Origin of the sequence: Mycobacterium ostraviense, assembly GCF_002705925.1 — a bacterium.
GTDB lineage: Bacteria > Actinomycetota > Actinomycetes > Mycobacteriales > Mycobacteriaceae > Mycobacterium > Mycobacterium ostraviense.
On sequence record NZ_NKRE01000001.1, the window covers coordinates 5,644,904 to 5,663,543 of the forward strand.

Annotated in this window: 22 protein-coding genes and 2 pseudogenes; 7 read left to right on the plus strand and 17 right to left on the minus strand. The window is 66.2% G+C overall.

Features of this window, described 5'->3' with window-relative positions:
- Nucleotides 1–178: class I SAM-dependent methyltransferase (locus tag CDN38_RS26220; RefSeq protein ID WP_180276390.1), on the minus strand; the 178-nt coding region annotated here is incomplete at its 3' end.
- Nucleotides 179–409: 231 nt separating this feature from the next.
- Between CDN38_RS26220 and CDN38_RS26225 the strand changes: the two are divergent.
- From CDN38_RS26225 to katG, 3 genes and pseudogenes are all read left to right on the plus strand, one after another.
- Nucleotides 410–885 (plus strand): annotated as a pseudogene (locus CDN38_RS26225) (SRPBCC family protein).
- A 191-nt stretch (nucleotides 886–1,076) separates the two neighbouring features.
- Entirely contained in the window at nucleotides 1,077–1,529 is a 453-nt protein-coding gene (locus CDN38_RS26230) for a Fur family transcriptional regulator (protein WP_036405375.1), read from the plus strand.
- 35 nt (nucleotides 1,530–1,564) lie between these two features.
- Nucleotides 1,565–3,805: a catalase/peroxidase HPI gene (katG, locus tag CDN38_RS26235; protein ID WP_075512152.1), complete on the plus strand. Its 2,241-nt coding sequence runs from the start codon at nucleotides 1,565–1,567 to the stop codon at nucleotides 3,803–3,805.
- Between the two features lie 60 nt (nucleotides 3,806–3,865).
- On the opposite strand, the gene CDN38_RS31370 is transcribed toward katG, so the two are convergent.
- From CDN38_RS31370 to CDN38_RS26250, 5 genes are all read right to left on the minus strand, one after another.
- Entirely contained in the window at nucleotides 3,866–4,159 is a 294-nt protein-coding gene (locus tag CDN38_RS31370; protein WP_233027048.1) for a C39 family peptidase, read from the minus strand.
- Nucleotides 4,095–4,610 (minus strand): hypothetical protein, encoded by a 516-nt coding sequence (locus CDN38_RS26240; protein ID WP_233027049.1) that lies wholly within the window; start codon nucleotides 4,608–4,610, stop codon nucleotides 4,095–4,097. The genes CDN38_RS31370 and CDN38_RS26240 overlap by 65 nt, the downstream gene beginning before the upstream one ends.
- Before the next feature lie 38 nt (nucleotides 4,611–4,648).
- Entirely contained in the window at nucleotides 4,649–5,011 is a 363-nt protein-coding gene (locus CDN38_RS31375; RefSeq protein WP_233428399.1) for an NAD-dependent epimerase/dehydratase family protein, read from the minus strand.
- Entirely contained in the window at nucleotides 4,956–5,663 is a 708-nt protein-coding gene (locus CDN38_RS26245; RefSeq protein WP_233027051.1) for an NAD-dependent epimerase/dehydratase family protein, read from the minus strand. Before CDN38_RS26245 ends, CDN38_RS31375 begins: the two co-directional genes overlap by 56 nt.
- Nucleotides 5,664–5,779: 116 nt before the next feature.
- Nucleotides 5,780–6,814 carry an AraC family transcriptional regulator gene (locus CDN38_RS26250; protein ID WP_075512153.1) on the minus strand — a complete coding sequence of 345 codons (1,035 nt, stop codon included), beginning with the start codon at nucleotides 6,812–6,814 and terminating at the stop codon, nucleotides 5,780–5,782.
- A gap of 104 nt (nucleotides 6,815–6,918) precedes the next feature.
- Here CDN38_RS26250 and CDN38_RS26255 point away from each other — a divergent pair, with 104 nt between their 5' ends.
- On the plus strand, nucleotides 6,919–7,476 hold the full coding sequence (locus CDN38_RS26255) for a 2,4'-dihydroxyacetophenone dioxygenase family protein (protein WP_075512154.1): 558 nt from the start codon (nucleotides 6,919–6,921) through the stop codon (nucleotides 7,474–7,476).
- Between the two features lie 143 nt (nucleotides 7,477–7,619).
- On the opposite strand, the gene CDN38_RS26260 is transcribed toward CDN38_RS26255, so the two are convergent.
- The 8 genes and pseudogenes from CDN38_RS26260 to CDN38_RS29755 form a co-directional block, all read right to left on the minus strand.
- The gene (locus CDN38_RS26260) at nucleotides 7,620–8,243 is read right to left on the minus strand and encodes a hypothetical protein (RefSeq protein WP_075512180.1); all 624 of its coding nucleotides are present in this window, start codon (nucleotides 8,241–8,243) and stop codon (nucleotides 7,620–7,622) included.
- Between the two features lie 107 nt (nucleotides 8,244–8,350).
- On the minus strand, nucleotides 8,351–9,538 hold the full coding sequence (locus tag CDN38_RS26265) for a cytochrome P450 (RefSeq protein WP_075512155.1): 1,188 nt from the start codon (nucleotides 9,536–9,538) through the stop codon (nucleotides 8,351–8,353).
- Nucleotides 9,535–10,908, minus strand: a complete 1,374-nt coding sequence (locus tag CDN38_RS26270) for an NAD(P)/FAD-dependent oxidoreductase (protein ID WP_099319273.1) — start codon at nucleotides 10,906–10,908, stop codon at nucleotides 9,535–9,537. Before CDN38_RS26270 ends, CDN38_RS26265 begins: the two co-directional genes overlap by 4 nt.
- Nucleotides 10,905–11,132, minus strand: coding sequence for a ferredoxin (locus tag CDN38_RS26275; protein ID WP_075512157.1), 228 nt, complete (start codon nucleotides 11,130–11,132; stop codon nucleotides 10,905–10,907). Before CDN38_RS26275 ends, CDN38_RS26270 begins: the two co-directional genes overlap by 4 nt.
- A 448-nt stretch (nucleotides 11,133–11,580) precedes the next feature.
- The gene (locus tag CDN38_RS26280) at nucleotides 11,581–11,850 is read right to left on the minus strand and encodes a hypothetical protein (RefSeq protein ID WP_142361334.1); all 270 of its coding nucleotides are present in this window, start codon (nucleotides 11,848–11,850) and stop codon (nucleotides 11,581–11,583) included.
- 99 nt (nucleotides 11,851–11,949) lie between these two features.
- Nucleotides 11,950–12,180 carry a DUF167 domain-containing protein gene (locus tag CDN38_RS26285; RefSeq protein WP_075512181.1) on the minus strand — a complete coding sequence of 77 codons (231 nt, stop codon included), beginning with the start codon at nucleotides 12,178–12,180 and terminating at the stop codon, nucleotides 11,950–11,952.
- 70 nt (nucleotides 12,181–12,250) lie between these two features.
- Complete coding sequence (locus CDN38_RS29750) at nucleotides 12,251–12,547, minus strand: hypothetical protein (protein ID WP_180276391.1); 297 nt, start codon at nucleotides 12,545–12,547, stop codon at nucleotides 12,251–12,253.
- Nucleotides 12,429–13,023, minus strand: a pseudogene (locus CDN38_RS29755) (LLM class flavin-dependent oxidoreductase). The gene CDN38_RS29750 and the pseudogene CDN38_RS29755 overlap by 119 nt, the downstream one beginning before the upstream one ends.
- 153 nt (nucleotides 13,024–13,176) lie before the next feature.
- Between CDN38_RS29755 and CDN38_RS26295 the strand changes: the two are divergent.
- Together CDN38_RS26295 and CDN38_RS26300 are read left to right on the plus strand one after the other, a co-directional pair.
- Nucleotides 13,177–13,836 (plus strand): cutinase family protein, encoded by a 660-nt coding sequence (locus tag CDN38_RS26295; protein ID WP_408633048.1) that lies wholly within the window; start codon nucleotides 13,177–13,179, stop codon nucleotides 13,834–13,836.
- A gap of 336 nt (nucleotides 13,837–14,172) precedes the next feature.
- Entirely contained in the window at nucleotides 14,173–14,937 is a 765-nt protein-coding gene (locus tag CDN38_RS26300) for a hypothetical protein (RefSeq protein ID WP_233027053.1), read from the plus strand.
- A gap of 7 nt (nucleotides 14,938–14,944) precedes the next feature.
- On the opposite strand, the gene CDN38_RS26305 is transcribed toward CDN38_RS26300, so the two are convergent.
- The 3 genes from CDN38_RS26305 to CDN38_RS26315 all read right to left on the minus strand — a co-directional run bounded on the left by CDN38_RS26305 (nucleotide 14,945) and on the right by CDN38_RS26315 (nucleotide 17,454).
- Nucleotides 14,945–15,988: a M48 family metallopeptidase gene (locus CDN38_RS26305; RefSeq protein ID WP_075512160.1), complete on the minus strand. Its 1,044-nt coding sequence runs from the start codon at nucleotides 15,986–15,988 to the stop codon at nucleotides 14,945–14,947.
- 85 nt (nucleotides 15,989–16,073) lie between these two features.
- Nucleotides 16,074–16,280: a hypothetical protein gene (locus CDN38_RS26310; protein ID WP_082274470.1), complete on the minus strand. Its 207-nt coding sequence runs from the start codon at nucleotides 16,278–16,280 to the stop codon at nucleotides 16,074–16,076.
- A 316-nt stretch (nucleotides 16,281–16,596) separates the two neighbouring features.
- Nucleotides 16,597–17,454 (minus strand): class I SAM-dependent methyltransferase, encoded by an 858-nt coding sequence (locus CDN38_RS26315; protein ID WP_075512161.1) that lies wholly within the window; start codon nucleotides 17,452–17,454, stop codon nucleotides 16,597–16,599.
- Between the two features lie 101 nt (nucleotides 17,455–17,555).
- Here CDN38_RS26315 and CDN38_RS26320 point away from each other — a divergent pair, with 101 nt between their 5' ends.
- The gene (locus CDN38_RS26320; protein ID WP_075512182.1) at nucleotides 17,556–18,569 is read left to right on the plus strand and encodes an NADP-dependent oxidoreductase; all 1,014 of its coding nucleotides are present in this window, start codon (nucleotides 17,556–17,558) and stop codon (nucleotides 18,567–18,569) included.
- Nucleotides 18,570–18,640: the final 71 nt, after the last annotated feature.

An 18,640-nucleotide genomic window follows, 5' to 3' on the forward strand; every position in this document is an offset into this window, starting at 1 on the left:
GCTTGCCCAGCGCCAGGTCGATCTTGGCGATCTGGGCCTCTTCCAGGGTCATGTCGTCGCGCTCGAAGTAGGCGCAGCTGTAGGTCTGGGTCGGGTCCAGGAACAGCCGGAAGAAATCATCGGACAAGTCGTAGTGCGCCTGCACCTTGTCGAAATGCGGCCTCAGCTTCTGAGCCATGATCGTGTGCCTTTCTGGCCCCCCTGAGGCCCCCGCGGGTGGCATGCACCGGTCTGCAGCATTCTCCCCGTGCTGTCCATCAAACCAGCCGGCGGGCCCTCCGCCCGTTCGTACCCCACCCGTCGGGTGCACCAGACCGGGGCCGGGGCGCAAGGAGGGGTGGACTCCCGGTGTGGTTGGCTGGACTTTCGCGACAAGTAATCGGGCGCGCCTGTGGACCGAGGACAACGCATGAACATGAATCCAGAGCGGTTTGTCGTCAGCCGCATCATCGCCGCGACTCCGGCGGAGGTATTCGCAGTTCTGGTCCAGCCGTCACGCCATCGGGACACCGAGCCCGGCGATTGGGTCCGCGACGCGATAGACGCCGCACCGATCACCGGCAGCGGTCAGGTCTTCGCGATGAATATGTACCTGACTGAAGCCGGTGGCGACTACGTCACCTACAACTTGGTCAATGTCTTCGACCGGGACCGCGCCATCGGCTGGATGCCGGGCCAGCTCGACACCGCGGGAAACCACGTTGCCGGCGGTTGGTGGTGGCGTTACGACCTGGTCCCCAGCGGGGAGCACACCGACGTCACTCTCACCTACGACTGGAGTGCCACTCCGCAGAGTTTTCGCGACCAGGTCGGCGGGATGCCTCCGTTTCGGAGGCCTACCTGGCCGCGTTGCTACAGACGCTGGAGCGCTTGGTCACCGGTTGAGCCGCGATCCACGATCGCGGCTCAACTGCTTGTGCCGCAAGGCTATTGGGCTCATGAGCCGATGAGTCGAGGCGAACGACGCTCGGTGGTCCGACCGGTCACAGCCGACGAAGATGATCCCCGACGGATTCGCCAAATCCCACCCGCCCAGAAGTCTTGACTGATTCAAGATAAGGCGTCATAGTGGCGAAGTGGCGTCAACGGCGCACTACACACAAAAGCTGCGAATGGCCGATCTGCGTGTCACCCGGCCGCGGCTTGCGGTACTCGAAGCCGTAGACGCCAACCCACACGCCGACACCGAGACCATCTTCTCGGCGGTTCGGACCGGCCTGCCCGAGGTTTCCCGCCAGGCGGTGTACGACGTGCTCAATGCGCTCACCTCGGTAGGCCTGATCCGTCGGATCCAGCCGTCGGGTTCGGTCGCCCGCTACGAATCGCGGGTGGGCGACAACCACCACCATGTCGTCTGCCGCTCGTGCGGGGTCATCGCCGATATCGACTGTGCGGTCGGGGATGCGCCGTGCCTGACTCCCGCGGACGACGGCAACGTTCTTGATGGCTTCGTTCTCGACGAGGCCGAAGTCATCTACTGGGGCTTGTGCCCCGACTGCTCGACCGCAGTACCTCGATCACAGCCGTGATCGCAGCCCGTTTCACCACACCCGGAAGGAATGCTGTGTCATCCGATACATCCGAAAGCCGCCCGCCGCAACCGGATACGAACACGGCGAGCACCAGCGAGAGCGAAAACCCGGCGATTCCGTCGCCCAAGCCCAAGGCGCATGCACCGCTGACGAACCGGGACTGGTGGCCCGACCAGATCGACGTGTCGATGCTGCACCCGAACCCGCCGGCGGCCAACCCGCTCGGTCCGGATTTCGACTACGCCAAAGAGTTCGCCAAGCTCGACGTCGAGGCGCTCAAAGCCGACCTCATCGATGTGATGACCACCTCGCAGGACTGGTGGCCCGCTGACTACGGCCACTACGGCGGCCTGTTCATCCGGATGAGCTGGCACGCCGCGGGCACCTACCGCATTCATGACGGCCGCGGCGGCGGCGGTCAGGGCATGCAACGGTTCGCCCCGCTGAACAGCTGGCCGGACAACGCGAGCCTGGACAAGGCCCGCCGGTTGCTGTGGCCGGTCAAGAAGAAGCACGGCAACAAGATCTCGTGGGCGGACCTGATCATCTTCGCCGGCAACGTCGCCCTGGAATCGATGGGGTTCAAGACCTTCGGCTTCGGCTTCGGCCGCGAAGACGTCTGGGAGCCCGAAGAGATCCTCTGGGGTGAAGAGGACGAATGGTTGGGCACCGACAAGCGCTACTCGGGCGAACGCAACCTTGCCCAGCCCTACGGTGCCACCACCATGGGCCTGATCTACGTCAACCCCGAAGGCCCCGAGGGCAAGCCGGATCCGATCGCCGCGGCGATCGACATCCGCGAGACGTTCGGCCGGATGGCCATGAACGACGAGGAGACGGCCGCCCTGATCGTGGGTGGGCACAGCTTCGGCAAGACCCACGGGCGCGGCGATCCCGAGCTGGTCGGTCCCGAGCCGGAGGCCGCCCCGATCGAGCAACAGGGACTGGGCTGGAAGAGCTCCTACGGCAGCGGCAAAGGCAAGGACGCCATGACCAGCGGCCTGGAGGTCGTCTGGACACCCACCCCGACCAAGTGGGACAACACCTTCCTGGAAACCCTGTACGGCTACGAATGGGAGCTGACGAAGAGCCCAGCTGGAGCCTGGCAGTTCACCGCCAAGGACGGCGCCGGCGCCGGCACCATCCCCGACCCGTTCGGCGGACCGGGCCGCGCCCCGACGATGCTGGTCACCGACATCTCGTTGCGCGAGTCGCCGATCTACCGCGACATCACCCGGCGTTGGCTGGATCACCCCGAGGAGCTGCAAGAGGCATTCGCCAAGGCCTGGTACAAGCTGCTGCACCGCGACATGGGGCCGATCAGCCGTTACCTGGGGCCGTGGGTTGCCGAGCCGCAGCTGTGGCAGGACCCGGTTCCGGCCGTCGACCACGAACTGGTCGACGAGCAGGACGTTGCCGCGCTGAAGAGCAAGGTGCTCGAGTCCGGCTTGTCGGTTCCGCAGCTGGTCAGGACGGCATGGTCGGCCGCGGGAAGTTTCCGCCGAACCGACAAGCGGGGCGGCGCCAACGGGGGCCGACTGCGCCTCGAACCGCAGAAGAGTTGGGAGGCCAACGAGCCTGCCGAGTTGCAGCAGGTGCTGCCCGTGCTGGAGCGCATCCAGCAGGAGTTCAACGGATCGGCATCCGGTGGCAAGAAGATCTCGCTGGCCGACCTGATCGTGCTGGCCGGGTCCGCGGCGGTGGAGAAGGCGGCCAAGGACGCCGGTTACGAGATCTCGGTGCATTTCGCGCCAGGGCGTACCGACGCCTCGCAGGAGAACACCGACGTGGAGTCGTTCGCGGTGCTGGAACCACGGGCCGACGGGTTCCGCAACTATGTCCGTCCCGGGGAGAAGGCTCCGCTGGAGCATTTGTTGGTCGAGCGGGCATACCTGCTGGGGGTGACCGCCCCGGAGATGACGGTGCTGGTCGGCGGGTTGCGTGCCCTCGGTGCCAACCACGGTGGCAGCAAGCACGGTGTATTCACCGACCGGCCGGGCGCGTTGACCAACGACTTCTTCGTCAACCTGCTCGACATGGGTACGGAGTGGAAGCCCTCGGAGGCCGCGGAGAACGTCTACGAGGGTCATGACCGGGCCACGGGCGATCTGAGGTGGACCGCGACCGCCAATGACCTGGTATTCGGGTCGAATTCGGTGTTGCGGGCGCTGGCCGAGGTGTACGCCCAGGACGACAACGCGGGCAAGTTCGTCGAGGACTTTGTCGCGGCCTGGGTCAAGGTCATGAACAACGACCGGTTCGATCTCGCCTAATCCGCCGGCGTGACCGAGCGACACCCCGCGAGCCGCCGGTTCGCGGGGTGTCGTTTTTGCTCAACCTGAGGCGGCAGTGACGACGATCGAATCCCCCCCGGTATGCCAGGCCGTCGTGAACGTGGTGACGGCGACCTGCTCGTCGGCGTGGTCGGCGCCGGGGTCGTTGAGGTGGACGATCTCGTTGTTGGTGTCGATCGCGGTGACGACGAGGAAGTGGTCGGCCGTGCTGCGCTGATCGTTGCTGTTCCAGATGACCGCGGAATTGACCCAGGCGATGATCTTGCGGTTATCGGTGAGGTACTGCTGCAGGGCGGGCAGCCCGGTCTGATCGGGGTGCGTGGTATCGGTCATCACGGATGCGATGCCGTAGTTCGCGCCCCAGCTCGATGCCCCCGGTGCCGTTGGCGTGGCTCGGGTAGTTGGCGGGAGCATAGATCGGCCCCGGGTTGGTCTGCGACGGGGTGCTTTCCGCCAGCGCGATCATCTCTTGCTCGGTCGGCGCGTGCCCAGTGATTTGACCGACCACATCGGCCACCGAAACCAGCCCGCAGTTGTCCTCGAGTGACTGCGGCTGCCAGCTCCTGGCGGCCGCCACCGGGTCGCCGTACATGCCGGCGACGGTGGTCGGGGACGCCGTTACCGGGAAATTGCTGGACGTGGCGCCGGCGGTGACCGTCGACAGCGTCGTAGACGGCTCCGGCGGCGCAGGGTGGCCACAGGCCGAGGCGATGGAAATACCGGCCACGACGAACGCGGCTCGCACCGCATTGCGTGTGGCGGCTGCGATCCGGACGTCGGGCACGGTGCTGATTATCGATCAAAGTCGTGCTGCCCGAAGACCTACTTCGTGCCCTCGATGAGCCCTTCGCTCTGAAGCCAGTCTTCGACACGGACCATCCCCTCGTCGATCGAAAGCCGCGGTTGGTAGCCGAGCATTTTCTGCGCCTTTTCGATCGAGTAGGTACCTGGACGGTTGAGCAACCACATGGTGCCGGCCGAGAGGTCGGTCTTGTGCCCCAGGCGGCGTAGCAGCGAGCCGAGGAGTTCGGCTGCGGGCGCGGCCGCCCTGATCGGTATGGTGCGGATCGTGCCGGCGCTCATCGCTGCCATCCGTCCGAAGAAGTCGGCGCAGCGGACGCCGAGGCCGTCAGTGATGTTGAACACCTGGCCGACGGCGTCGTCGGACGAAACGGCGAGCACCATGCCGTCGACGAAGTTGTCGATGTACACCGCCTGAGAAGATGCCGTTGCCGCCGTTGGGCAGAGGAAAGCCGGTCTTCTTGCGCATCTCGGCGATCGGCGAACGGACCCAGACCGAGCCGGGGCCCCACACGTCGCCGGGCCGGATCACGGTGACATCGATCTCCCTGGCGGCGTGTGCGGCCAGGACGACGGCCTCGGAGTTCACCTTGGTGTTGGTGTAGACGTCACCGTTGACGTGAACGGGGTACGTCTCGTCGATATCGTCGGGGAAGTCGAAGCCATAGGCGGCCACCGAGGAAAAGTGCACAAACCGGCGGACCCCGGCGTCGATCGCCGCGCGCAGTACCCGACTGGTGCCCAGGACGTTGACGCGCCAGGCCTGCTCCAAGGGAAACGACGCGCCCAGCAACGCCGCGGTGTGGATCACGGTGTCCACACCGGCCAGCGACGCTGCCCAGACCTCCGGGCGCGTGATGTCGCCGGCCACCACGTTGCCGGCCGGATCGGCGGCCAGATCGACACCGCCGACTTCGGCGCCCAGGGCGCGAAACCGTTCGGCCATGGCGCGGCCGATGAAGCCGTTGGCTCCGGTGATGAAGATCTTGCGCCGCTGCAGCGAGGGCACGGGGCGGTTGATTTCGGTGTCGTTCATCGAGATTCCATTTCGGTCCGGGGTCGTCGTCGGCTACCAGCGTGCCCGCTCAATCGCCGGATGTATTGACAGCAGAGACCAATTTCTTGACTGTAGAGGACGTCGTCGGGAGTGCTTCACCGCGTCAACGGGACGGTAGGTGGCACCTGGGCCTGTTGCCACTGCGCCCTCAGCGACGCCGGGCTGGCTCCGAACCAGCGTTGGCATGACCGGGAGAGCACACTTTGCTCCGCGTACCCCAGTTGTCGGGCGAGATGGTTCAACGTCATATCGGTATCCCGCAAATAGCGTTCGGTGAGTTCGCGTCGCACGTCGTCGACGACGGCGTTGAAGGTCGTCCCCTCCGACGCGAGTCGGCGGCGTAATGCCTTGGGGTGCAACCGAAACTGGTCTGCGATCACCGGAACCGTTGCGGCACCCGTCGGTAGCAGCTGCCGGATGAGCTCCCGTGCCGACGACGATATCGTCCCCCGGTGCCGGCCGATGACGGTGTCGAGGTAGTCCAGCACCACGCGGTGCGCCATCTCGTCCCTCACCAGCGGCCGTTGCAGGTCATCGGTCGACACACTGAATCCTGCCCTGCTCGAGCCGAATTGGGGGGTACAGGAGAAATAGCGCAGATAGTCCTCGCGCGCCGTCAGTGGCTGATGGGGCAGGTGAACCACGGTGGGCGCATAGCCGGCGCCGAGCAGAAAACGTAGCACCCGCAGCATCACTCCCAGCGACAGTTCGGTGGTCTGCGGGTGTGCCGGCGGATGCGGAATCAGGATTTTGAATTCCAGGAATGACGCATTGGGGTCGAGCTCCGGGCTGAGGGTGGCAGAGATCGCGGGGCTGTAGGCGCCGAGATACTGCTCGAACGTCGCAAACGCCTCGGCCGCCGTTTTCGACGTGCGCCCGGCCACCCCGACCGGGCCGAGAATCTCGATGCCCTGACGTTCGGCCAGCCGGCGGCCGAAGTCGGAGGTATGTGTCGCCGCCGCCGCGGACTCGATCGCGTGGATCAGCGCTGGATATGTGATGAATGCGTCGAAGCGGCCGATGTCGGACCGCCTGATTCCGGCGCGGGCGAGTAACGGCTCGGGATCGCCCCCGAGCTCGGTCACTAGCGCCGGATACCCGGTCATGCACGTGCCCCGGATCACCGACATGTCCCTTACTGTCAAGCAACTGTCCGCTGCTGTCAATACATCGGGCGTTGACCCGGGCAGGGTGGTGGTCACAGCCGATCCACAAACCAGAAGGGAATCCCCTCATGACTATGACCGCCCCCGCTCCGGCGACCACCGCCACCGGTGCACCGCTACCGCTGGTGGCCCTGCCCCAGGGTGAGCTGCTGACCGTCAACGCCAACGACATCCCGCTGGTGCGCAACGCCCTCGGTGAAGGTGTGCACTTCCGGCCACTGCGACTGGATATCGAAAACGGCGAGTGGGTGGTGCTGGCCACCTTCGCGCCCGGCGCACGCATCCCGCTGCACTATCACACGGGTGCGGTGGACGCCTGGACCATCAGCGGCTCCTGGCACTACCTGGAATATGCCGACCAGCCGCAGACCGCGGGCTCCTACCTGTACGAGCCCGGGTCGTCGGTGCACACACTGAAGTGCCCCGAATCCAACGCCGGAGACACCGTCGTGCTGTTCCGGGTCGGCGGCGCCAACGTCAACTTCACCGACGACGGCCAGTTCCACTCCATCCTCGACGCGGCCCTCATCACCCACCTGACCGGGCAACTCGGCGAGGAACAACAGCTTGGTCCCATCGCCTACATCGGCGGCGGCGCGGCCGGCCGCACCGCCCAGGGGGCCTGATGCGCGCGATTCGGCCGCGGGTTGCAGGCTCGCGGTCGCCGAAGTGGTGGCAGCTGCGGCCCATGCACGGATGCTTGAACCTCAACGGCGACAACGCGAAATGGATCTGCGACCGCTCCGTGGCCGCCTCCTGACACCGGTAGTCAGTTTCCGGCGAACCACGCGGTGGCCACCGCGCGAGGCTGCGGCGCCGGGAAATGGTCGGTGGGCATGCCCAGCTGCCCCACCTTGACCGTCCATACCGGCGCCGAGCGGTCGATGCAGGTTCCGGCGCCCTGGCTAGGAAGCCACAAGACCGCGAGGTTCGCGTCGGGGGCGCCACATCCGTAGACGCCGACGTACCCGTCGTCACGGCCGCCCCAGGCGCCGCCGTTGCGTAGCAGGCAACGGGTGCCGTCGTCGAGAAGCAGTGCGAACGGATCGGGTGTCGCGATCGGCCGCACCCGCGGGAGCGGGCCGCCGTAGGTCGCCCGATGCAGCCGCTTGTCCCACGGATTATCAACGCACAGAAGCGATTCCGGCGTCGATGGCCAGCAGGTTCCGGCATCGGCCGCGCTCGGCGAGCAATAGTAGATGTTGTCCGCCACCGCCGACGGCGACGCTGTCGTGCAGCTATCGACGGCAGTGACGTTGCCCTGCGCGGGGGCCTCGCGGTACCCATTGATCGGCTGGCCATCGGATCCGACCGCCACCGCGGTGATCACCTGCGTGGGTGCGGGATCGGCAAGGGCCGATCCGCAGACGGAAACGACCGCGCAGGCAAGCATCGCGATCGGGGTCGCGACGGCTCGAAAGACGAAGTCCACGAGCCTAACTCTGCTCCACCGCAGGCCAGCTTTCAAAGGAGCAATCCGGTTTGTTGAAGAGCCGAAGCTCAGTCCCGCACCCCGTCGACGGTGACAACCAGGTGGCGCGGCCCGCGCAGCAGAGGATTCCTGCGGTACGGGGGCGGATCGGCGACCAGCCGCGGTGATTCCAGCCGACCTACCAGTGCGGTCAACGCGATCTGTGTCTCGAGCCGAGCCATGGGAGCACCGAAGCACGCGTGAATGCCGTGTCCGAAACCGAGATGTTGATTGTCCGGGCGGTCGGGCACGAACAGGTCAGGGTCGGTGAAGCGTCGCGGATCGCGATTTCCGGCGGCAAGCAGGAGATTGACTCTCGCGCCCCGTGGGATCGTCACCCCGGTAACGGAGATGTCCGCCAGGGCCACCCGCGGCGTGATTTGTGCGGGTGGCTCATACCGGAGCAGTTCCTCGACCAACGGGATGACCAAGTCCGGTTCGCGGCGCAGCCGCTCCATCACCTCGGGATGCCGCAGCAGGGTCAGCATCCCATTGGCGATCAGGTTGACGGTAGTTTCGTGGCCGCCGATGAGCAGCAGGACTCCCGTGTCCGCGATCTCGGTCATGCTCATCCGGCCGTCGGGGTCGTTGTCGGTGACCCACCGCGACAGCATGTTGTCGCCCGGCTGGCGGCGATAGGCCCCGGCGATTTCGGTGATGTATTCCCGCATTTCGGCGATCGCTTGCTCGCCTCGCTGCCGCTGTTGGGGTGTCCCGAATTCGCCGTCGAGGAAGTCTTGCGTCCAGCACTGGAATCGGGGTTCGTCCTCGAGCGGCACCCCGAGCATGTCGCAGATCATCGACACCGGCAGTGGATACGCCAGGTCCTCCACGATGTCTATCTGGCGACGGCCGCGACAGTCGTCGATGAGGCGCTGGACCGTGTCGGCGAACTTGTCGCGCATGCCGTCGATCCATCCGGCCCGGTGCGGCGGACCGAAATGCCGCATCGCCATGCGGCGTAGCCGACCGTGCTCGGGCGGGTCGAGCGTGATGAAGCCCGGGATCAGATCTGGCTCGAGCTGGGCGCCCTTGGTCATGTCGGAGCTCATCCGCGGGTCGTGAAGCAAAGCCACGATCTCCCGATGGGTGCTGACGACGTAGCTGCCATCCTCGTGCCGGGCCACCGGTGTCTGCCGCAACTGGGCGTACAGCGGATATGGGTTGGCACGGTTGGCGTAGTCGAGGACTTGTTGATATGCGGACCGACGCGTCATGACGCCTCACTTTCAGCCTGCTCGTGGCCGGTCAGAATGACGTCGCCCTGATGGCTGGGTAGGCCCCGACTCGGGAACCGAGCTGGGACCGGTTGGGTGTCGGCCGGCTGGTCGAAGCCGGGCGCAACGGGCGGGAACGGGGCCGATTGGGCAATCTGCCGTTCGAAGAAGTCCAGCCACATGCCCTGGTTGACGGTGACGGCCCCGACGAGTCGGCCTTGCCTGCCGTAGGCGGCGACGAACCGGTGCTTATTGACCGAGCCTTGGCTGACGACGACCTCATCAGCGAAGCGCGGCACGCCGACGGACTTGATGTTGACCCCGAACTGGGCAGACCAAAACGTGGGCACCGCCAGATGGGGACGGCGCTGGGCGGGCGCACACGCCATGTTGTGGGCCGCGACCTCGGCCTGGGCCACGGCGTTGCTCCAGTGCTCCACACCCAGGAACTCGAAATCGTAGAGCGGGTGTGGGCAGCGGGCGACGTCGCCTGCGACGAAGACATTGTCGGTGACGACGCCGTTCAGCTCGAGGGCGCGGCAGGCCGCGTCGCAGGCCACACCCCAGTTGCTGTCGGCTGCCAACCCCGAGTCGTGCAACCACTCGGTATTGCGGAGCGAGCCGAGCGCGGCCACGGCCACCTCGACGTCGAGCGTGGTCCCGTCGGACAGGTGAGCGCGCCGGAGTCGCCCGTTCCCATCCGCCTCCAACTCCGTTACGGTGACGCCGCAGCGCAGATCGACGCCGTGCTGTCGCTGCAGCGTCGCGGCGATGTCGCCGATCACCCCGCCCAAGGCGTTCTCCAGCGGAGCGCCGCCCCGATCGACCACCGTCACGGGCAGGTCTAGTTCGCGGCAGACCGATGCGATTTCCGAGCCGATGAACCCGGCGCCGATGGTGAGCACCCGCCGCGGCTTGGCGGCCAGGTACTGCCGCAGCCGGGCCGCGTCATCGCGGGTGCGCAACACACCCACGCCGTCGAGAGCGGCTTCCGCTTGGTTCGGCCAAGGTCGGGCGCGCGCCCCGGTGGCGATCAGTAAGCGGTCGAAGCCAACGTTCTGGCCGTCGGCGAGGTGCACCCGCTGCGCGGCCAGATCCAAGCCGACGGCGGCGACGCCCAATCGCCATTCGGCGTCGAGCTGGCACAGGCGCGGCAACGCGGTTTGGTCGGCCGGCGCGTAGCCCGTCAGGACTTGCTTGGACAGCGGCGGGCGGTCGTAGGGCTCGTGGGGCTCCTCGCCGATCAGGGTCAACTTTCCGCGAAAACCGTTCTTGCGCAACGTCTCGGCCGCGCGCAGTCCTGCCAGAGATGCGCCGACGATCACGACCCGCCCGGGGCGCTGGCGTGTGTGGGCAACCGAGCCGGTCATACTGACCCCGTTTCGTAGACCAGTTCCGCATCTTCTAACCGATCCATCCGGATCGCCTGGACCGGACAGGCTGCTGCGGCGCGCAGGATCTGCTGACGTTGCCCATCGTCCGGGTTGGGGTGATATACCAGCGCCTCCTCCCCGGCTAGCTTGAATGCCTGGGGTGCAAGGAAGCAGCACTGGGCGTAGCCCTGACAACGCACCAGATCGACCACGATACGCAAGACAATCTCTCCTTTGGGCTCTCCTTTGGGGCTGGACGAGAGTTCTCGTGAGGGCGTGAAGCGGCGCAGCTGAAGTGCCGTGTTTTCAATACAGCCCGGTCGAAGTCTCCCCAGGTCGCCGATCAACCCATTGACGCTAGGTTATCGTTCGATAACCGAACTGTCAATGGGCGGCCCCGAGATCCGCCGGCGGTGGGGGCGGTGCCGTTAAGGTGCCGATGACACCGCTCGTGAGTGCTAGTGCTCCCAACGCAAGAGCGGCACCACGTTTGCGACATTCCGGCTGCTTCCGCACCCGATTCGTTGAGCCGGCCGCGCAGCGGCGCGCTGGGACAACGCCTTTGCAGCCGGGATCATTGTCGCCACGCTGAATGCCGAGGTCCGCCACCGGCAATCCCGAGGTTCGGATCGGGTGGCGCGACAAACACATCGACTGACACTGGCCATGCTACGGATAGCGGCGACGGCGGTACGGCAGCGGAACTCGCAGCGGCTCAACCAGTTTCGCCAACCCAACGGTCACGGAGTTGACTGCCCGCCGCCGGATCCGCCGCCGGATACGACGAGCCACCAGCACCGCGACGAGACCGACCGCGACGTCGGCAAGTATCGCCCCGCGCGCTCGGCGCTGCCAACGTGGGGTGTTCGAGCGGCGGCCGATGCGGTAGCCGATGCCCAGTGCTATCAGCAGCGCAGCGATAGCCGTCAACGCGGTCATGGATCGAGGATCTTGTGTCGCCGTCGCGGTTGGGTCACGGGCCAAGCACGCCTTGGCCAACACCCGGATGGTGCTACCCACCCAGGCAACCGGAGCCGGTCAGCGATCGATGCGGAAACGTTTGAGCCGCGAGCGCGCCCCCGACACCAATTCGACTCGGCTCCTCGGCAAGTGAAAGTGAGCTGCCAGCAGCCGGGCAACCGCTTCGTTGTCTTCGCCGCCGACCGCCGGCTCGGGCACGTGGATCGTCAGCTCGGCGCCGGAAACCGTCTCGACCCGCGGCCCTTTGCGAGAGCCGGGTTTCACCTTGACGATGACGATGTCGGCCATGCCGGGTGCCGCTAACGCGCCGTTGCGTCGCGCCCCGCGAACCGCGGAACCCGATCCGAGCACGCGGCCGTCATGCGAGACCGGCGCAACGCTCGAGTAGCTGTAGCGCGGGCGGCTGCCGAAACGCCAACACCATGTGTTCGCAGCCCAGCTGCTCGAATTCGGGCACCAACGCGAGTTGGTCGTCGACCTGTCCGTCCATTGCCGGATGCAGGGGCACTTGTCCGGAACGGCGGACCTCGGCAGGGTTACGGTCTACATCGGCACAGGCCTTGTCCAGCCGGGCGTTCACGTCGCCCCATGGCTGCGGGCCTTCCGCGGCCGGCATGTTCCACTCGTCGCCGTGGCGGGCGATGAGACGCAACATCTTTGGCCCGGTACCCGCCATCACGAATTGGTGGGTGTGGAAACTGAAGGGGCTTGGGCTCGCAGAACGCGTCCTCAAGCGTGAAGAAGTCGCCGGTAAAGTTCACCGACTCCTCGGCCCAGAGCCTGCGAATCACCGTCAATGCTTCGTCGACCATTGCGACCCGGCTCGCTGGGCTCGGGTACGCGATCCCGTACCCACGATGCTCGGTCGACGGTGACCGCCATCTTGGCCAGAACCGCCGGATTCCGGTACGTCACGCCGGTCACCAGACAGCCGATCCGAGCCCGTTCGGTAATCGCCCCCATGGCGGCCAGCGTCGTCCAGGCCTCGTAGGTCGGCTCGTCGAACACCGATGGTCCAAAGAAGTGGTCGTAGTCCCAAATCCCTTCGAAACCAAGGTGATCGGAGCTTCGCCATAAATCTTTCAGTTCGGGGAATGCGAAACTCAGCTGGAACTTGACCGAGATCCGCATGCCGCGATAGTACGGTCGGCGCCCTGGTCGCGTCGCGCTATCCGCTCATGCGCGGCCAAAGCCGACGGTCAGCGTCAAGCCGGCCAACGGCTGGGCCGCAATGGCTACCATCTTCGTGTGCGCGCTCCGCTTGCCGTGAAGTCGGTTGAACAATTGTTGGTGGCTGGTGCAGTCTCCGCTGCGCTGACGATCGCCGCGGCCGTGTTGCCGCCCGGCGCGCCGGGCGCCCCGCGGCGGGCCAGTGCGGCGAATTGCCCGCAGGTGGAAGTTGTCTTCGCCCGAGGCAGATTGGAGTCGCCGGGGCCCGGCGTGATCGGCAATGCGTTTATCAGCACTCTTGCCTCCAAGGTTGGCGGTAGGAGCATGGGCAGCTACGCCGTCAAATACCCGGCCGACACCGAGGTCGACGTCGGCGCCAACGACATGAGCCGCCACGTTCAGTACATGATCAATGCCTGCCCGGCCACCCGGCTGGTGCTCGGCGGCTACTCCCTCGGGGCCGCGGTCACCGACGTGGTGCTTGCGGTGCCGATGTCCGCATTTGGGTTCGACAGCCCGCTACCCGCCGGTGCCGACGAGCACATCGCCGCCGTCGCGTTGTTCGGCAACGGAAGTCAGTGGGTGGGTCCGATCACCAACTTCAGCCCGCTCTACAACGACAGGACCATCGAGTTGTGCCACGGCTCGGACCCCGTCTGCAACCCGGCCGACCCGAACACCTGGAAGCAGAACTGGCCGCAACATAACCCCAGCGGCTACATCCAGGCGGGCATGGTCAATCAGGCGGCCGACTTCGTCGCCGGCAAGCTCTAGAAGTGGGGGTGCGCTCACCGCCGCGGAACCGGCCGTCGCGGCGGGCCTCAATACCCTTCCGGTAGCCCCGTTGGGCCAGTTAGTCGGAAGTCATCACGGGCGTACTCTGCCGAGCTACGGTTCCCGGCCGTCCGTGATGGCGAAGCCACCGGCCGCTGGTTAGCTTCGATCAGGTGCCTACCGCCTCCGCTTCCCGGCCTCCGGCGCCCCGCCTGACGTCGTTGGTGATTTTCGCTTGTTGAAAGTCGTTGTGGGATAGACGATTCGTCGTGGCGCAGTTGGTCGCCGAGGACCGCGTCGTTCGGGCCACGCGCTGCGACGACTAACGTGCGGGGCATGGATATCGGGCGACTCGTCACGCGCTACGCCCGCCGGTTCAGTCGGGTGCACGCCGGCGTGCACTCGCTGTCGTCCCGTTGGGCGCGTGGTTGCTCCTCGCGCTGGCCGCGCCGGTGGCGCGCGGTCAGGTCCGAGACGACATCGAGGACGTGCTCGGCACCGACGCCGGGCATGCGCGCCGTCGGCAACGGTGGCCTGCACGTGACGTCGGTGATCGCGAGCACCGACGCTTCTTTCGAAGCGGTGCTGGCGGCCGCACACGACATCGCCCGGCGCGAAGCAACCGGCTCCGCCGTGCGCCGGCGTGCCTTGACGGATATGACGCTCGGCGACGGTGAATTCTGGACGATCACGCAGGAACAGCGGCCAGGCGGTGAGCAGGTCCGGGTGGTGTTGCCGGCGTGGCAGGCCACCTCGAACCACGACCTCACCGCCGACCCGGGCCTGGGGTTCGCCGCCGTCGGACGGGCGGCACTCGCAGCAGCGGCGACGATGTCGCCCGGTATCCCGGACATCAGCGCCCGACAGTCCCCGACAGCTCGCTACGGCCGGTGGGGATTCGAGGCGGTCGCGGTCACCGCGGTTGCCCTACGCAGCGCGATGGTGTCGTCGGCGCTGTCGCGGTCGGCGACGCTGCGTTTCGGTCATCCCTACGCGGTGGTGGCAGTGACCAGTGCGCGTCGGCGCGGTGATCCGTGGGCGGGTGTGCCGGTGTTCGCCGCGTGGGTGTGCGGACCCGCCGACGTCACGTCGATCGGCTAGCGGGCAGTCATTTGGGCTGCCGCCATTCGCTGATCTTGCGGCCCAACGAATCGGCCGCGCTCGTGGCGGCGCGCCCGACGCCGTCGACGAAGCCGCCGAGGCCGTCGCGGATGCCCTTGATCAGCGGGTCGTCGGATTGGTCGAAGCCGTCGCGGTAGTGCCGGGCGGCCCGGCCCAGGTCGTCGGTCAGCGAGGACTTGTCGTCGTCGGCTCGGCGCGGATAGTCGCCAGACATCACCTTGCCGTAACCGCCGGCGTCCACCCACTTGGTCAGGGCGGCGGCCCGCAGCACCGAGAACGGATGTGTCTGCAGTTCCAGGTTCAGCAGCTTGAGCAGCCCGTCGCGCATGTCGCCGGACCGTTCGTACTCCCGCGCCTGGGCCATAAAGGCCTCTGAATCCAGCTTGTCCAACCGGCTACCGCCGGCGAGCTTCATCTCGACCCGAATCGCGGTGTCCAAGTCCTGGCTGCACAGCAGCCCGGCCCGGTCGCCGGACAGCTCCGATTTGCGTTGCCACTCCAGCAGAGCGGCAATGATGGCGCGTAACGCCCAGCCGCCTACCGGCACAATGCCGAACGACCGTGCCAACCGCATCAGATGCATCATCATCGTGCGGTACACCGCGTGCCCGGACAGCGCGTGGCCCAGCTCGTGACCCACCACGAATCGCAGTTCGTCGTGGGTCATCAAGTCGTAGAGCGCGGAAGTGACCACGATGAACGGCTGCTCCATCCCGATCGTGTACGCGTTTACGATCGGCGACTGCACGACGTACAGCTCGGGCTTGGCCGGCGCGTCCAGAACGTCGGCACATTCGTCCAGTAGGGCGTCGAGATCAGCGAATTGGCGCGGCCCGACGCGGGCGGCGCTGGCCAGGTAGAGCAGCCGGTGTTGACGCTCGCGCAGCATTCCCGACAGGAGTTTCAGGATCTGGTCGAAGCCCTTGAGGCGGCGCAGCGCCGATAACGCGGTCCGGTCGGCGGGATGCTCCCAGGCGCGCGAGCTGATGCCGGGGAATGTGGTGCGGGTGCTGGCGGGTGGCTGAGACATGGCGCTCCCCTCGGTGCTCCGTATCAGGATACGGAGGCTGGCGCGGGGCGCCATTCAACTGAATGGGGGCAGGCTTGGGCCAGCTTTAGGCCGGTGCGTCGGCGCTGACCCATCCTGGGGTGGCGGGCACACCGGCGCCGACGTCGTGGCCCATTGCTGCTGCGCGCTGACGACCCAGATATGCGGGATGACGACGCATCTCTTCGAGCAGTTGACTTTCCCGCCGCTGGGCCGCAATCCAAGCCGGGTGTGACTCCAGACTGATCACCGTTGCCCCTGATGCTTTCGCCACGATTGTCCGCTCCTCTCATCCCACCGACTCAGGTTCACACGGCGCTGTGCAACGTAAAGTTAGGATTCTTAGCAAACCTGTGATCAAACCGTGTCTTTAGATAAGAATTAGCCATGAATTTCCGGAGGTCCCCGGCGTTTCCGCAGGTCCGGCGCCGACGGCGGTCCGCCAGTCGGTCACGTCACTGAACGACGTCGCTGCGTTGCCGGTGGATCCGAAACCGGCAGTTGATGACGCGCGGTGCTCGCTCCTGTGGCGAATTGTTTTCGGCTGCACCGGAAATCCGCGGAGACGTTAATTCAGGTAGTCGGCGGCTTTACTGCGTGAGCAGGACCACCGCACTCCACGGTCTACGGCCCGGGTGACGCGGATCGGGCTGCGGCAACCATGCGACTGCGCGCATGGATTTTGGTAACCGGTGAAATCGATTTGCGGCCGCAAACAGTGATTCCGATTCGGTTACTCGCCAGCCGAGGCTTTCGAAGAAGGCCAGCCCGTTATCGGGCGCGAACGTGAAGGGCGCATTCTCCAGCATGCCGGCCATCCTCTTGTTCATCATCTTCTTCAGACCCGGACCGGCGAAATCGAGCATCCACCACCCGACTTCGGGTCGGCGTATGGCTTCCGCGAGTGCAACGACGTCCTGCTCGTCGAGATACATCAACAAGCCCTCGGTCAGGACCAGCGCATTGGTGGCGCCGTCCATGGCCTCGGTGAAGAACGCCTCGCGGGCAACCGGGTCGGCCAGGTCAACGGCGCTGCGGGTCAACTGGCATCGCGGCGTCTGGTCGGCAAGCAATTCGGTTTTTTCGGCGAGCAACTGCGGCAAATCAGCCTCGATCCACCGCAGCCGAGATGGCAGATTCAGCCGATACGGTCGAGTGTCCAGTCCGGCGGCCAGGTTGAGCACTCGGTCACAGCCCTCGGCGATTGCCCTGGCAATGGTGTCGTCGATGATTTTGGTACGTGCGACCAGCCACCAGCCATTGCGAAGTGTCCACGGGGCGTGCCGGACGATCGTGCGGCCATGCTGCCCGGCCAGACGCTGGGCAAGCGGGTCGCTGAACAATGCGTCGGGTCGGGCCGATTCGGTGGCCCGATGCAGAGCCGTCAACCTGGCCGTGTCGGAAACATGCGTGATGACGTGCCCGTCGCCGGACTCAGAGCCTGACATAGAGGCGTTATAGCACCCCCGGCGAAGTCCACCGCGATTCGCAAGCAAATAGGATTTGGCGCATATGTCGCGAGGTTGATGTGTTCGGGTACCGTGCGCTCATGGCCGATCGCAACCGCCGGTTTCTGCTTCGTGAACGACCCACCGGACGCATCGGTGCGGACACCTTCGAACTCAGCGAAGCGCCGGTCCCCGAAATCGCCGACGGGGAGGCACTCGTCCGCGTCGACTGGATATCGCTCGATCCGACGAACCGCGCGTGGATCAACGACATGCCGTCCTACCTGCCGCCGGTCGGTATCGGCGAGGTCATGCGTGCGGGCGGGCTCGGTGAGGTCATCGCGTCGAAAAATCCCAGATACCCGGTCGGTCAGACGGTGCAGGGGCTTGTCGGCTGGCAGGAATACGCGGTGGTCTCGGACGCGATGCCGTTACTTCCGGTCGACGTCGCCGAGGGCGTCTCCCCCAGCGCCTACCTGGGCGCACTCGGGATGACCGGGCTGACGGCGTGGATCGGGATCCGCGACATCGGCAAGCCGCGGTCCGGCGAGACGGTGGTGGTGTCTGCCGCGGCCGGAGCCGTCGGCTCGGTCGCCGGCCAGCTCGCCAAAGCCGATGGGGCGCGCGTCGTCGGGATCGCCGGCGGCACGGAAAAGTGCGCGTTGCTCACCGAACAGCTCGGTTTCGACGCCGCTGTCGACCACCGCGCCGGCGACTGGCCGGCACAACTGGCCGCGGCTACTCCCCACGGCATCGACGTCGACTTCGAAAACGTCGGCGGCGACATCATGGACGCGATCTTCGCGCGCCTCAATATTGGCGCGCGTATCGCGCTGTGTGGCCTGATCTCGGGCTACAACTCGGCCGAGCCGCCACCCGGACCTCGCGCATTCGCCAATCTGCTCGTGCAGCGCGCGACATTGCAGGGCTTCATCATCCTCGACCACCTGCACCGCGCACCGGAGGCGATAGCGGAGATCTCCGGGCTTATCGCCCAGGGCAGGCTCACGCCGTTGGAGACCGTCGTGGAGGGCTTCGAGCAATTGCCGACGGCGATCAACATGCTGTTCGACGGCAAGAACATCGGCAAGCTCGTGGTCAAGGTGTCCGGGTAACCCAGTCGATCGCGGTTTGGCGCGGTACGGCTTCGTTTTCTCGGGCTTCCTCGGGCTGCTATCGTCCCTGG

What these genes read in the sequence shown, in the direction of transcription:
- CDN38_RS26270 (WP_099319273.1), bottom strand. Translation starts at nt 10,908, where the DNA reads ATGACCGGCTCGGTTGCCCACACACGCCAGCGCCCCGGGCGGGTCGTG.
- CDN38_RS26320 (WP_075512182.1), top strand. Translation starts at nt 17,556, where the DNA reads ATGGCCGATCGCAACCGCCGGTTTCTGCTTCGTGAACGACCCACCGGA.
- CDN38_RS26285 (WP_075512181.1), bottom strand. Translation starts at nt 12,180, where the DNA reads ATGGCCGACATCGTCATCGTCAAGGTGAAACCCGGCTCTCGCAAAGGG.
- CDN38_RS26265 (WP_075512155.1), bottom strand. Translation starts at nt 9,538, where the DNA reads ATGACGCGTCGGTCCGCATATCAACAAGTCCTCGACTACGCCAACCGT.
- CDN38_RS26315 (WP_075512161.1), bottom strand. Translation starts at nt 17,454, where the DNA reads ATGTCAGGCTCTGAGTCCGGCGACGGGCACGTCATCACGCATGTTTCC.
- CDN38_RS31375 (WP_233428399.1), bottom strand. Translation starts at nt 5,011, where the DNA reads ATGGTGCTCGCCGTTTCGTCCGACGACGCCGTCGGCCAGGTGTTCAAC.
- CDN38_RS26300 (WP_233027053.1), top strand. Translation starts at nt 14,173, where the DNA reads ATGGATATCGGGCGACTCGTCACGCGCTACGCCCGCCGGTTCAGTCGG.
- CDN38_RS26260 (WP_075512180.1), bottom strand. Translation starts at nt 8,243, where the DNA reads ATGCTTGCCTGCGCGGTCGTTTCCGTCTGCGGATCGGCCCTTGCCGAT.
- CDN38_RS26250 (WP_075512153.1), bottom strand. Translation starts at nt 6,814, where the DNA reads ATGTCGGTGATCCGGGGCACGTGCATGACCGGGTATCCGGCGCTAGTG.
- CDN38_RS26245 (WP_233027051.1), bottom strand. Translation starts at nt 5,663, where the DNA reads ATGAACGACACCGAAATCAACCGCCCCGTGCCCTCGCTGCAGCGGCGC.
- CDN38_RS26255 (WP_075512154.1), top strand. Translation starts at nt 6,919, where the DNA reads ATGACTATGACCGCCCCCGCTCCGGCGACCACCGCCACCGGTGCACCG.
- CDN38_RS31370 (WP_233027048.1), bottom strand. Translation starts at nt 4,159, where the DNA reads ATGACCGATACCACGCACCCCGATCAGACCGGGCTGCCCGCCCTGCAG.
- CDN38_RS29750 (WP_180276391.1), bottom strand. Translation starts at nt 12,547, where the DNA reads ATGTTGCGTCTCATCGCCCGCCACGGCGACGAGTGGAACATGCCGGCC.
- CDN38_RS26280 (WP_142361334.1), bottom strand. Translation starts at nt 11,850, where the DNA reads ATGACCGCGTTGACGGCTATCGCTGCGCTGCTGATAGCACTGGGCATC.
- CDN38_RS26305 (WP_075512160.1), bottom strand. Translation starts at nt 15,988, where the DNA reads ATGTCTCAGCCACCCGCCAGCACCCGCACCACATTCCCCGGCATCAGC.